Origin of the sequence: Vescimonas sanitatis, assembly GCF_049060325.1 — a bacterium.
In the GTDB taxonomy this organism is placed as follows: Bacteria; Bacillota; Clostridia; order Oscillospirales; family Oscillospiraceae; genus Vescimonas; species Vescimonas sanitatis.
Window position 1 is genome coordinate 79,608 of sequence record NZ_JBMGPW010000001.1, and the last position, 12,387, is coordinate 91,994.

Consider the following 12,387-nt stretch of genomic DNA (forward strand, 5'->3'; position numbering starts at 1 on the left):
ACCGCTTTCCTTCAAGTTCCTGTAGACTTTCTCTGCCGACGTGCTATCATACTAAATGCTTGGCTTAGGCAGTAAGACGAATATCTACAAGATTTGCAGAAAGGTGACTCTATGAAAAAACAAATTCAAGCCGCGGCGCTTGCGCTATGCACCCTTATGCTCTTTGCCGCGGCTACCGGCTGTGGCAAGCAGGAAAAACCGACCACAGAGCAGCCCGCGCTGGAGACGGTGGAATACTCCAACCTGACCGATGATGATTCCCGCAAACAGCTTTCACAGCTTCTCTCGGATGCGGGAATCGAAGAATTCCGCATCACCGCTCTGATGGATCGGGTGGAACAGTTTAACGCCAGTGTCAAGAGCGAGTGGCTGACCGATGGCTTCGAGAGCGCCGCGCCGACCGACACCAAGTATGATCCCTATGAGATGCAGGATGAATGGACGGCGGCAAACGGCAGCTTTCCCGGTTATAACTGCCGCATTACAGCATTTGGCCTGTTCAGCGAATTCATCACAGCAGGAGCCGACCAGCCGGAGGTACAGGGCGAGGATTCCCTCTTTACTGATCTGGAAACCATTTCCGCCGATCCTGACGCGCTCTGCGGGGACAGCACCGCCAAATTCTGTGCGCTGTTCGCACCGGTGAATGCCGTGGACAGCACGGAGGTCGAAGCACAGGTCAAAGCGCTTCAGGAGGGCTGGGCAGCCCGTGGTATCACATTTACAGACAGCAAAACAAGCATGATCTCGGTCATCTTCCACGATAAATTCTCGGACGAGGACAACACGCTGTTCGTTGGTCATGTCGGCGTGCTGCTGCCTGCGGAGGACGGTTCACTGTACTTCATCGAAAAGGTGGCGTTCCAGGAACCATACCGTTTAGTGAAGCTCCAAAACCGCACGGAATTGAGCGACTACCTGATGGAGAAATACGATACTTCCTGGGGCCAGGATACGACGCGCCCCTTCATCATGGAGAACGATACGCTGATGGACGGATACCGACCGAACCCTCTGGAGGCAACAAATCCTTAAAATTGAAACAGCAGCGGGATGGCATTGTCATTCCGCTGCTTCTATTTTACAGAAAAGGCGCACCGCGCCGGAAAGGAGAAAGCCCATGAATATCCGTAAACCCACAGACTACAGCACCATGTTTTCTGAATTGGACAAGCTTATGACAGCACAGCCTTCACAGATGGAATTGTACTGCGAAATTGGCCGGCTGGTCAGCGGCAGGAGCGAAAAAGGCGCGGCTGTCGCGGCGTCGGAATACCTGCAAGCGGCCTATCCTGCGACCGAGGGCTTTTCTCCCCGCAATGTGCGCCGGATGCGCGCGTTTTACGCAGCCTACGAGGAATCCCCTGAAATCATGCGGCTGGCGATGTACCTCGGCTGGACGCGGAATGTGGCGATTTTAGAGAGGTGCGGCAGCAACGAGGAACGGACGTGGTACATCCGAGCCGTGCTGCACTTCGGCTGGAAGAAAGCAAAACTGCTGGCCGCCATAGAATCTCAGGCGTGGCAGCATTCTTCTCTCGACGAACAGGCGTTTTCCTGCTATACTGGTGAAAAAGAAGCAACGCGGGAGAGCAAATGCAATGAAAAAGATACTCTTTGTGTGTCATGGAAATATCTGCCGCAGCCCAATGGCGGAATTCGTGATGAAGGACTTGGTCAAAAAAGCTGGGCTGACGTCACAGTTCCATATCGAATCGGCAGCCACCAGCCGGGAGGAGATCGGCAACCCGGTCTATCCTCCGGCGCGGCGCAAGCTGGCGGAGCATGGGATCTCCTGCGACGGTCACGTAGCACGGCAGCTCACCAATGCCGATTACGAGAAGTACGACCTGCTGATCGGCATGGACAGAGCCAACCTCCGGGATATGCACCGTATCTGCGGCGGCGATTTCTCTGGCAAGCTGCACCTCCTGATGGACTACACCGACCATCCCCACGATGTTGCCGACCCGTGGTACACCGAAGACTTCGAATCGACTTGGCAAGATGTGCTGGCGGGGTGTCAGGGCTTGCTGAGAGAATTATTGCAGGAGCGAGGTGAACAGAATGGATAACGAACTTCAAACGAACTATACAACAGAGCAGACCTATCATTCAATCCGCCATTCCATTGTGTCTGCACAGCGCAGTTTGAGTGTGGCAGTAAACTCCGCAATGGTGACGGCCTATTGGGAAATCGGCGAGCAGATTTGCAAAGCTTGCGGAGAAAATGACCGCGCAGGATATGGCAAAAAGCTGCTGCAGTACCTGTCCGCACATCTGACAGCGGAATTTGGGAAAGGATTTGACGAGTCAAATTTGCGAAAAATGCGTCAGTTCTACTGCGCATATCCAATTCGAGACACACTGTGTCCTGAATTGAGCTGGTCGCACTACCGACTACTGATGCGGGTTCCCAATGAGAAAGAGAGAGCCTTCTATGCGGAAGAATGCGCGAAGTCCGCATGGAGCGTCCGGCAGCTTGAACGGCAGATCCACACGATGTACTATCAGCGCATCTTGGCAAGCCAGGATAAATCACTTGTTGCTGCTGAGATACAAACAACGGAGCCAAAACCGGAATATGAAAAAATCATCAAAGACCCCTATGTAATGGAGTTCCTGCAAATCCAACCGGATACGCATGTGTATGAGGGAGAATTGGAGCAGGCATTGATTGATCACCTGCAACACTTCCTGCTGGAGCTGGGACGAGGCTTCTCCTTCGTAGCCCGACAGAAGAAGTTTACGCTGGATGGTCAGAACTTTTTCATTGACCTTGTGTTTTACAATTATATCCTCAAGTGCTTTGTGCTAATCGATCTGAAGATGGGTCAGCTTACGCATCAGGATCTCGGTCAGATGCAGATGTATGTCAACTACTACACTCGTGAGTTGATGAACGAAGGGGACACACCGCCGATTGGCATTGTCCTCTGCGCCGATAAAAGTGATGCTGTTGTGAAGTACACTTTGCCAGAGGATAATCACCAGATTTTCGCATCCAAATATTTCACCTATCTGCCGACAGAAGAAGAACTGAAGCGAGAATTGCGGCTGGATGAGTTCCAAAAGCTGGACGAGTAATACTTGTGTTAAATTCGGACGGGGGTTCGAATTGTGTCAGTAGTACTTCAAAAAAATTGCGAGTATTTTTTGTTGGAAATTTGCAAGCCGTTGCAGTGCAAGGCTTCCAAGGCGAAAATATCCGAATTGAAGCCACCTGACATGATCTGAAGGACTCATCTGTCAGCAGGTTTTCCGCTTTCCCACCAAGGTCGGCGACGACAGAATGAAAATGCAGATCGTGAAGAGCGAGTGGAACGAAACGGTACGGTACGGTGAGATAAGAATGGCCTCAAGTACATCGGTGTCTCCGGCTGACCGAAGCGTATGTTGTCGATAGGCAGCCGACAGGAAAACGTGAAACCAACGTATCGTTTGAGGTGGGTTTGACGATAACTGGACCGGTGGTTGCAAACAGCGGGGGCGGATGGTATACTCTGTGTCAGAGCGCAGCCCGCACTATGGGAACTGTATCCGATCATAGTCTCACGGTGTTTAGCGGCGGTGCCTGCCTGTATGTGAAGATGAAAGGACGGTGACAGTGGTGTATTTCGAATACGGGGAAACAGAGCTTTCTTATCTGCGGCAGAAAGACAGGCGGCTTGGTGAAGTCATTGACCGTATTGGATATATCGACCGTGCCGTGGATACGGACTTGTTCTCTGCCATTGTCCATCATATCATCGGCCAGCAGATATCGACTAAGGCGCAGGCGACCATCTGGCAGCGGATGCGGGATGCGCTGGGTGAGGTGAACGCGGAGAGCATCCTTGCGGCGGGAGTCCCTGAACTGCAAGCCCTGGGTATGACCTTCCGTAAGGCGGAATACATCACAGATCTGGCGCAAAAGGCCCGGGACGGTGCGTTTGATCTGGACGGCATATGGCAGAAAACGGACGGGGAGGCGATCCGCGAACTGAGCAGTCTGAAGGGTGTTGGCATCTGGACGGCGGAGATGATCCTGCTGTTCTGTATGCAGCGGCCCGATGTGTTTAGTTACGACGATCTGGCTATTCAGCGCGGACTGCGGATGCTCTATCACCACCGCAGCATTGACCGTAAGCGGTTTGAGATGTACCGCCGTCGGTTTAGCCCGTATGGCAGCGTGGCGAGCCTGTATCTGTGGGCGGTGGCCGGTGGAGCGATACCGGAGTTGAAAGATCATAAGCCGAAAAAAAGAATGGAGGGAAAGAGATGATCTGGACATCCGAGTATATGTCGCCGCTGGGTACGATCACGCTGGCCTGCGACGATGAGGCGCTCGTTGGTCTGTGGTTCAACGGGCAGAGGTATTTTGGTAGCGTTCTGCCAGAAGTGACTGCACAAAGGGAACACCCGCTGTTTGCAGAGGCCGGTCACTGGCTGGATATCTATTTTTCCGGTAAGGAACCGGGGTTTCTGCCGCCGCTGCGCTATGATACCACACCGTTCCGTAAGCGTATCTGTGACATCATGCTGACGATACCGTATGGAAAGACCATGACCTACGGAGAGATCGCCGCTGAAGCGGCTCGCCAGCAGGGGCTGGCCAAAATGTCCGCGCAGGCGGTAGGCGGCGCGGTGGGGCATAACCCGATCTCTCTCATGATCCCGTGCCACCGCGTGGTGGGTACAAACGGCAGCCTTACCGGCTATGGCGGTGGCATCCAAAGGAAAAAAGCATTGCTGGAGCTGGAGCGTGCCGATATGCATGGCTTGTTCGTACCGAAGAAGGGGACCGCGCTTTGATCGGGTCTCGCTTCCTGTGAGGCCTGAGAATATACGCACGTCCGGCCTGACTGGGCCGGACGTGTGTTTTTGTTTTTTCTGCGGCGGTATTTGGCAAAAAAAGGTGAGAAAAGAGCAGACAGCGTCTTGAAGACAGGCGGCGGGACTGCCATCATGATCGACGCCGGCTATAACTACGAACGGCTGGCGGAGAAGATGGCATGGCCGGGTATTGCACCGCAGTCCATTCGGCACATTCTCATTACCCATCAGGATACTGACTGGAAAACAAGCCGTTTTCGCCGTTGCCGGAAACGCTGCAAAGGCATACGCGGCTCAGCCGTGACCCTCGGCAGCGATCATGTGCAGTGCGTTCTCCAGTGCGCCGATAACGGCGGAGGTATGGCTCACAAAAGCTCCTCCGTTTTTCGATAGCCCAGCGCAGTGGAGATCATGGACGCGGTGGCGCAGACCTGCTCCACCGCCGCAAGGAATTCATCGGAACGGGTGCTGCGGAACATACCGATCACGCCAACGGTGTATCGTGCTTTGCCCTCCACGGTATAGACCGGTGCGGAAATGGAGCGCAGGCCGATCTTGTATTCGCCGTTTTCAATGGCGTAGCCGTCGGTACGGCACAGATCGATCTCCTGCATCAGCGCGGTCAGATCGGTGATGGTGTGCGGGGTGAACTGGGTCATATGCTGCGCGCGCAGCAGCGCCTCGGCACTGGTGCGGGACATATGTGCCAGAAAGACCTTGCCCTGCGACGTACAGTAGATTGGCAGCCGGGAACCTATATCCGACACGACGCGCAGATTGTCCCGGGTCTCCACCTGATCCAGCGTGATCACGCTGCCGCCCTCACACACCGAGAGCATAACGGACGCCCCGGTCCGCTGGCACAGGTGCTCCATATAGGGGCGGGCCACCAGTGAGATGTCCCAGGACCGCTCCACTTGCCGCCCATATTCGAACAGCCGCAGGCCCAGCGTGTATTTTCCGTCCGGCGTCTGCGCTGCCACGTCATAGGCCCGCATGGTGGTCAGCAGGCCGAATACGGTGCTCTTTGGGTATCCGCACCGGGTGGCCAGTTCCTTCAGCGACAGCGGACTTTCGGCCTGACTCAGAATTTGCAGGACCTCCATGGCCTTCGCCACGGATAATATGATATTTCCGTCCATCATGGTGCCGCACCTCCCGTTGCTATCAGCATACCGGCTTCGTTATTCTCTGTCAAGAACGATCTGAGAAAGCTGACACAAAGTAAGAGAAAACCTCCGGAAACGGAGGCTTTTTCTGCGCAGTTGAAGAACAGCGGGAAGGCCATGAAAACAGAGAGGTACTTGCGGAAACGGTCATGCTACGCTATAATACAAGGCGATCCAAGGAGAACCATTTGTAGTTTCCGGGGTGGACAGAAGCCTATAAGGAGGACCTTGTACCATGGAGAAAAAGCTGACTCATAGTAAGTGGTTTTTATACCTGACAGAGTTTTTCGCGGGAATGTCCGTCATGGCGGTGGAGTTAGGCGCCAGCCGTCTGATGGCGCCGTACTTCAGCTCATCTCAAATCGTTTGGACGGTCATTATCGGCGTTATAATGATCGCCATGGCTGTGGGCAACATCTGGGGCGGACGGATGGCTGACAAGAGCAAGTCGCCGGACCGACTCTATGGCCGGGTCATCATCGCCGCGATCTGGATCGCGTTGATACCCTTTGCGGGCCGATGGATGATCGCCGGGATATCCTTCCTGCTGGCCACGTTCGTAACGAAGAACTTTCTGGTCTGGGCGGCGCTGGCAGCCTGCCTGGTGATCTTCGCCTTCCCCTGTGTGCTGCTGGGCACCGTAACACCGTCCCTGACCAAGTTCACCGTGGACAATTTGGATGACACCGGCAGGACCGTGGGGCAGCTGAATGCGCTGAACACCATCGGCAGCATCATCGGCACCTTTGTGCCCACGTTCCTGACCATCCCGGCGGTGGGTACGGCGGCCACATTCCTGATCTTTGCGGGTGTGCTGGCCGCTATCGGTATTGTCTACTTCACTTTTGAACGGAAGAAGACGGTCGCCGGTATTATTGCGGTGGTGTTGGTGGCGGGGTTGTGCTTTGCGCTGCCCACCTACAGCTTCGCATTCTGGGAGAGCGACCTGGCCCTGGAGGACGAGTCCATCTACAACTACCTCCAGGTCAAGGATGATGACCACACCACCACGCTCTCCACCAATGTGCTCTTCGGTGTACAGTCGGTGCAGAACAAGGACGGTAAGCTCACCGGAATGTACTACGACTACGCGCTGGCAGCCCCCTGTATGGCGGGTATGGACGGTACCGATAACACAGGCCGCAGCGCCATGATCTTGGGCATGGGGTCCGGCACCTACGCCGGATACTGCGTCCGCTATTTCCCGGGCATGACCGTGCAGGGCGCGGAGATCGACGGCAAGATCGCCGATATCGCCCGCACCTATTTTGGCCTGCCGGAGGAGGTGGAGGTGGCTGTAGCCGATGGCCGGGCCTACCTGACCGCGTCGGAGAAAAAGTTTGATGTGATTATGGTGGATGCCTATCAGGACATCACCATTCCGTTTCAGCTGTCCAGCCGGGAGTTCTTCGCGGCGGTGGCGGAGCATCTGAAGCCGGAGGGCGTCATGGTGGTGAACCTGAACATGACCTCCCGGGAGGATGGCTCCATCAACCAGTACCTCTGTGATACGATGGCCAGCGTGTTCGCGTACACCTATCTGGCCGATGTGCCCGGAAACACCAATACGGAGGTGTTCTGCACCAACGCGCCCGGCCTGCCAGAGCGCTTTGCAGCCAGCCGCGCAGCGCTGACCGACGGAGACTACGCCGCCATGATGGCGGAGGTGGCCGCCGATCTGACGGTCTACACCGGTGGGGACTGCCTTCTGACGGACGACAGGGCGCCGGTGGAGGTGCTGGGTATGCGTGTGCTGGATGAGCTGATCGCCGGAGAACTGGACTATTACCGGGAGAATTTCAGCCTGCAGGAGATACTGGGAATGCTGGGCTGACGGCGGCGCTTGACAAGCCCCGCCGCCGGGGCTATGATAGCCGTGCCGTCCATCTGCCCGGCGGCCGAAACGAGGAAATGAGGAATTGCTATGGACGCAGTTGTTCTTGACCATGTGGATAAAACCTATACCACCTACAGCACGGATATCGTCCTGACCGGCGAGACGCGGCCCAGCCGTACCCGACAGGTGCTGCGCGGCCTGTCGCTGACCATTCCCGCCGGAGAGATCACCGTGATCGTGGGCCGCAGCGGCTGCGGCAAGAGCACGCTGCTGAAGCTGCTGGCAGGGACAGAGACGCCTGACACCGGGACGATACGGATTCCGGAGGGCTGGCACAGTGCCATGCTCAGCCCGGATCCCTATGTCATCACCTGGACCAGCGTGCAGCGGAACGTGGCCATGGCCTGCGGCGTGGGGAAAACACCGGAGGAGCGCTATGAGCGCGCCAGCGAATTCGTACGGCTGGTGGGCTTGGAGGACTACGCCGACCTGACGCCGGCAGAGCTGTCCACCGGTATGAAGCAGCGTCTGGGCCTGGCCCGGGTGCTGGCGGGGCAGGCGGAACTGCTGCTGATGGATGAGCCCTTTGCCTCCCTGGACTTTTTGACCCGCGCAGAGCTGCAGAGCCAACTCCTGGCCATTCAGGAGAAGCTGCCCCGCACGATCGTGCTGGTCACCCACCAGCTGGAGGAGGCGCTGCTGCTGGGGCGGCGAATCATTGTCATGCACCCGGACAGTACGATCTGTGAATTTGATCTGACGGATCTGCCCTATCCCCGGGATCTGGACGATCCGACGCTGCGGCGGCTGAAGAAGGCCGTTACCGACCAATGCCGCTATACCGCATAAGAAGCGGCGATGCACACTATAATTGCTGTACCATACCTGCGGCCTGTGCCGCTGAAAGGAGACTGTTATGCTTTCCGGACTGACGCAATATGTGCCCGAAGCGACCCTGACTGTTTACGACAATCTGGAATTTCTCATTCGCCTGCTGCTGTCTGCCGCCTTGGGCGCGCTGGTGGGTTTGGAGCGCAGTAAGCGCCGCAAGGAGGCGGGCATCCGTACCCACTGCATCATTGCCTGTACCTCCGCACTGTTTATGATCGTCTCAAAATACGCTTTCCTGGATTGTGTTACGCTGGATGGTCTTCGCGGCGCAGACCCTGCACGCATTGCCGCCCAGGTGGTCAGCGGCATATCCTTTCTGGGGGCCGGCGTTATATTCAAAAACGGCAACTCTATCCGCGGACTGACTACCGCCGCCGGTATGTGGGGTACCGCCGCCATCGGTATGGCTGTGGGTGCCGGTATGTATTGGCTGGGCCTGTTCGAGGCGGCTGTCCTCGTTGCTATCCAGATTATTCTCCACCGCTTCCCTGTGGGGGCGGATGCCCTCACGACCCAGGAGCTTCTGGTGGAGCTGGAGGATACGGATGAGCTGCGGGCCCGCTTTGACGATCTGCTGAAGGAGCACCGCGGCCAGGTGACAGAGAGCAGCCTCACCCGTCAGGACGGCTGCCTTCGTATGGAGATCACCGTCCGGCTTGAGCCGCCGATCACCCATGATGAAGCACTGGCCTTTATGCGGGAGAACCCCGGTGTGAAAAGAATGTCTGTATAAGCGACGCATGAAAAGCCGGCCACCAGGCCGGCTTTTTCATGCGCAGTTGCGGTTTTCACTGGAGTTTGCTATACTCTGTGTGAGAAGGGAGATGTTTCTGTGCTGCATACTGTTATGGCGTTCCTGCCGTTGGCGTTTTTGATCGTATATGCCCTAAAGACCAGAAAAATGGCGGATGCAATGGTCCTGGCCACTCTGCTGGCCGTGCTGCTGGTCCATCGCCAGCATTTTTTCACTGGGCTGATCGACGCCATGTATACTACACTGGGCAACAGCTCCTATCAGTTTGCACTGTGCAGTATTCTGGGCTTTGGCGGAATGATCTCGCTGTTTCAGGCCTCCGGCGGGCTCATGGGCTTCCGGGATCTGCTGGCGAAGGCGGCCAACACGCCCCGCAAAACGCTGCTGCTGGCGTGGCTGCTGTCTGTGATCATGTTCGTGGACGAGTACCTGAATGCCCTGACTACCACCATCTGCCTGCGGGGTGTCTCCGATAAAAACCGTCTGCCCCGGGAGCACCTGGCGGTGCAGACCAACATTATGGCATGCTGCCTGTGCGTGACGGTGCCCTTTACCAGCTGGACGGCATTCAGCGTGGGCCTGATCTCCGACTTCGGCCTGGGGTTCACGGATTACCTTCAGGCGGTGCCCTTCATGTTTTATCCGCTGGCGATGATGCTGGTAAGTCTGCTGCTGGCGTTGGGCTGGTTTCCGAAAGTGGGCATGCTTCGTCAGGCGTATCACCGGGTGGCCTCCGGCGGCGCAGCCTTTGAGCCGGGAGAAAAGGACGAGAAGCTTGTGGACATTGACGAGGTGGATGAGCACAATGTCTCCTCGGCTTGGAACGCTATTATCCCGCTGGCGGCGCTGGTGGGCGGCACGGTGCTGTTTGACAATGATTTGCTCCACGGTATCATCGTGTGCCTGGTGGTGCAGTTCTTGCTGTATGTGATACAGAAGCGTATGACGGTGGGAGAATACTTTGCCCGATTCTTTTCCGGCGTTAAGGGTATGACCACCATTGCTGTGGTGGTGGGCTTTGGCCTGATGCTCAGCGACGCCAACCGTACGTTGGGGTTGTTTGATATTCTCATCAACGGTATCGGAGGGGCGGTGCCCCGCTGCCTGATCGCGCCGCTGGCGTTTGTGCTGGTGGGATTGACCGTATTTGCCGTAGGTGGCTGCTGGGCGGTAATGACCATCGCTATTCCTGTGTTCATCCCGATGGGACTGGCTGCCGGGGTGGCTGCGCCGCTGATGATCGCCGCGGTGATGAGTGGCGTTACCCTGGGATATAGTCTGTGCTTCTATGCGGACACGGTGCTGATGACCACCGCCGGCTCGGGCGTTTCCAACCTGACCACCATACGGGCGGCAACGCCCTATGCGCTGGCGGTGGGGGGCCTTTCGGTGATAGCGCTGTTGGTGGCCGGGCTGTGAAAACGGTGGCTGGGTTGTGAAAGCAGCGGGCGGAAACAGTAACATTTTTGATAGAAAACCGGTGGTTTACAGGGCGGGGAAATCGTGGTACACTATGTGGGACCGGCGTTTGACACGCCGGAAAAGCGCGTGCTTTTTGTGCGCTTTCGCTGTACACTTATGGTACATTCATGATACATTTACGATACCTTTGTTATACATTCTCTTTCGCTTTTTGCGGGCTTGATGCGCTGTATGTGGCCGCAGAGGAACGGATATGTGCGCCGTGCGGGGGAAATGCGAGGGAAGGGAGGTGCCGCTATGCTGCGACGGATACGGGAGCTTTTTAACGACGTGTTCCGACAGGCCGATCTTGTCCTGCTGGCGCTGTGCATCGGCACGTCGCTGTTCGGCATACTGATGATCGCCAGCGCCACACGCTATATGCACACCAGCAAGCTGGTGCTGGTACAGGCGGCGGCGCTGTGCATCGGGGCGGTGCTGTATATCGTGGTGTCGCAGGTGGACCTGAACGAGCTGGCGAAGTACTGGAAGTGGATATTCCTGGTGGGCGTGGTGTTCATCCTGCTGCTGGCAACGCCCCTCGGTATTGCCGGGGATACCGGCAACAAGGCATGGCTGGAGTTCCCGTTCCTGCCGGTGAAGGTGCAGCCGGCGGAGATCGTGAAGCTGACGTTTATTATCGTGCTGGCGAAACAGCTCTCGTGGCTGAAGGAGAACCGGGACCTGCGGTCGATTTCCTCCATCGTCATGCTGGCGGCACACTTCGGCGTGATCTTTGCGCTGTACTACAAGATATCCTCCGACATGGGCAGTGCGCTGGTGTTCCTGTTCATCTTCGCGTGTATGTGTTTTGTGGCGGGGGTGGCGCTGCGGTGGTTCCTGATCGGCGGCGGCGCGGCGGGACTGCTGTTCTACGCCATGTGGGACCTGGACCTGCTGGATACCTACATGAAAAACCGGTTCATCGTCCTGTTCGACCACAGCTATGACCCGCTGAACACCGGCTGGCAGCAGACCCGGAGCCTGCTGACACTGGGCGGCGGAAGGATATTCGGGCAGGGGCTGTTTCGCGGCACGCAGACCCAAAGCGAGGCGGCGTCCAGCCTGCCGCACCGGCACACGGATTTTATTTTCTCCGTGATCGGTGAGGAGCTGGGGCTGGTGGGTTGCCTGCTGACGCTGGCGCTGCTGACGGCCATTATACTGCGGTGCCTGTATGTGGCGCGGCACGCCAAGACCCGGCTGGAGGGCTATGCCTGCATCGGCGTGGCCAGTGTCATTATCTTTCAGGTCATCATCAATGTGGGTATGTGCCTGTTCGTGATGCCGGTCATCGGACTGACGCTGCCCTTCATCAGCTACGGCGGCTCATCGCTGGTGATGCTGTTTGCCTGTATGGGGCTGGTGTCCGGCGTACACGGGCGGGCGAAGCCCGACTGGCTGCGATAGGAAAGACAACAAAAGAACGCCGCGGCTGTGCCGGGGCGTTCTTTGTTTGT

Annotated in this window: 12 protein-coding genes and 1 pseudogene; 12 read left to right on the forward strand and 1 reads right to left on the reverse strand. The window is 56.9% G+C overall.

What is annotated here, in order from left to right; translation table 11 throughout:
* Positions 1-111: 111 nt before the first annotated feature.
* From ACOMDU_RS00475 to ACOMDU_RS00505, 7 genes and pseudogenes are all read left to right on the forward strand, one after another.
* Positions 112-1,035, forward strand: coding sequence for a DUF4300 family protein (locus ACOMDU_RS00475; RefSeq protein ID WP_421128547.1), 924 nt, complete (start codon positions 112-114; stop codon positions 1,033-1,035).
* A gap of 163 nt (positions 1,036-1,198) precedes the next feature.
* Positions 1,199-1,516, forward strand: a pseudogene (locus tag ACOMDU_RS00480) (DUF1016 N-terminal domain-containing protein); the annotation flags it as partial.
* Positions 1,517-1,601: 85 nt separating this feature from the next.
* On the forward strand, positions 1,602-2,075 hold the full coding sequence (locus tag ACOMDU_RS00485) for a low molecular weight protein-tyrosine-phosphatase (RefSeq protein ID WP_421128548.1): 474 nt from the start codon (positions 1,602-1,604) through the stop codon (positions 2,073-2,075).
* A complete protein-coding gene (locus ACOMDU_RS00490; RefSeq protein WP_421128549.1) occupies positions 2,068-3,087 on the forward strand; it encodes a PDDEXK nuclease domain-containing protein in 1,020 nt (339 codons plus the stop codon). Before ACOMDU_RS00485 ends, ACOMDU_RS00490 begins: the two co-directional genes overlap by 8 nt.
* Positions 3,088-3,610: 523 nt before the next feature.
* The gene (locus tag ACOMDU_RS00495) at positions 3,611-4,264 is read left to right on the forward strand and encodes a DNA-3-methyladenine glycosylase family protein (protein WP_421128550.1); all 654 of its coding nucleotides are present in this window, start codon (positions 3,611-3,613) and stop codon (positions 4,262-4,264) included.
* The gene (locus tag ACOMDU_RS00500) at positions 4,261-4,794 is read left to right on the forward strand and encodes a methylated-DNA--[protein]-cysteine S-methyltransferase (RefSeq protein ID WP_421128551.1); all 534 of its coding nucleotides are present in this window, start codon (positions 4,261-4,263) and stop codon (positions 4,792-4,794) included. The genes ACOMDU_RS00495 and ACOMDU_RS00500 overlap by 4 nt, the downstream gene beginning before the upstream one ends.
* A 63-nt stretch (positions 4,795-4,857) precedes the next feature.
* On the forward strand, positions 4,858-5,208 hold the full coding sequence (locus ACOMDU_RS00505; protein ID WP_421128552.1) for an MBL fold metallo-hydrolase: 351 nt from the start codon (positions 4,858-4,860) through the stop codon (positions 5,206-5,208).
* On the opposite strand, the gene ACOMDU_RS00510 is transcribed toward ACOMDU_RS00505, so the two are convergent.
* A complete protein-coding gene (locus ACOMDU_RS00510) occupies positions 5,181-5,960 on the reverse strand; it encodes an IclR family transcriptional regulator (RefSeq protein ID WP_421128553.1) in 780 nt (259 codons plus the stop codon). The two genes, ACOMDU_RS00505 and ACOMDU_RS00510, sit on opposite strands and share 28 nt — an antisense overlap.
* A gap of 259 nt (positions 5,961-6,219) precedes the next feature.
* Here ACOMDU_RS00510 and ACOMDU_RS00515 point away from each other — a divergent pair, with 259 nt between their 5' ends.
* From ACOMDU_RS00515 to ACOMDU_RS00535, 5 genes are all read left to right on the forward strand, one after another.
* Positions 6,220-7,818 carry a spermidine synthase gene (locus tag ACOMDU_RS00515; protein ID WP_421128554.1) on the forward strand — a complete coding sequence of 533 codons (1,599 nt, stop codon included), beginning with the start codon at positions 6,220-6,222 and terminating at the stop codon, positions 7,816-7,818.
* A 90-nt stretch (positions 7,819-7,908) separates the two neighbouring features.
* Entirely contained in the window at positions 7,909-8,670 is a 762-nt protein-coding gene (locus ACOMDU_RS00520; protein WP_421128555.1) for an ABC transporter ATP-binding protein, read from the forward strand.
* 67 nt (positions 8,671-8,737) lie between these two features.
* The gene (locus ACOMDU_RS00525) at positions 8,738-9,445 is read left to right on the forward strand and encodes an MgtC/SapB family protein (protein ID WP_421128556.1); all 708 of its coding nucleotides are present in this window, start codon (positions 8,738-8,740) and stop codon (positions 9,443-9,445) included.
* Positions 9,446-9,544: 99 nt separating this feature from the next.
* A complete protein-coding gene (locus tag ACOMDU_RS00530; RefSeq protein WP_421128557.1) occupies positions 9,545-10,885 on the forward strand; it encodes a Na+/H+ antiporter NhaC family protein in 1,341 nt (446 codons plus the stop codon).
* 300 nt (positions 10,886-11,185) lie between these two features.
* On the forward strand, positions 11,186-12,337 hold the full coding sequence (locus ACOMDU_RS00535; RefSeq protein WP_421128558.1) for an FtsW/RodA/SpoVE family cell cycle protein: 1,152 nt from the start codon (positions 11,186-11,188) through the stop codon (positions 12,335-12,337).
* Positions 12,338-12,387: the final 50 nt, after the last annotated feature.

Excerpts from the sequence above, each read along its gene's own strand:
- ACOMDU_RS00475 (WP_421128547.1), top strand. The coding sequence starts at position 112 with ATGAAAAAACAAATTCAAGCCGCGGCGCTTGCGCTATGCACCCTTATG.
- ACOMDU_RS00485 (WP_421128548.1), top strand. The coding sequence starts at position 1,602 with ATGAAAAAGATACTCTTTGTGTGTCATGGAAATATCTGCCGCAGCCCA.
- ACOMDU_RS00490 (WP_421128549.1), top strand. The coding sequence starts at position 2,068 with ATGGATAACGAACTTCAAACGAACTATACAACAGAGCAGACCTATCAT.
- ACOMDU_RS00500 (WP_421128551.1), top strand. The coding sequence starts at position 4,261 with ATGATCTGGACATCCGAGTATATGTCGCCGCTGGGTACGATCACGCTG.
- ACOMDU_RS00510 (WP_421128553.1), bottom strand. The coding sequence starts at position 5,960 with ATGATGGACGGAAATATCATATTATCCGTGGCGAAGGCCATGGAGGTC.
- ACOMDU_RS00515 (WP_421128554.1), top strand. The coding sequence starts at position 6,220 with ATGGAGAAAAAGCTGACTCATAGTAAGTGGTTTTTATACCTGACAGAG.
- ACOMDU_RS00520 (WP_421128555.1), top strand. The coding sequence starts at position 7,909 with ATGGACGCAGTTGTTCTTGACCATGTGGATAAAACCTATACCACCTAC.
- ACOMDU_RS00525 (WP_421128556.1), top strand. The coding sequence starts at position 8,738 with ATGCTTTCCGGACTGACGCAATATGTGCCCGAAGCGACCCTGACTGTT.
- ACOMDU_RS00535 (WP_421128558.1), top strand. The coding sequence starts at position 11,186 with ATGCTGCGACGGATACGGGAGCTTTTTAACGACGTGTTCCGACAGGCC.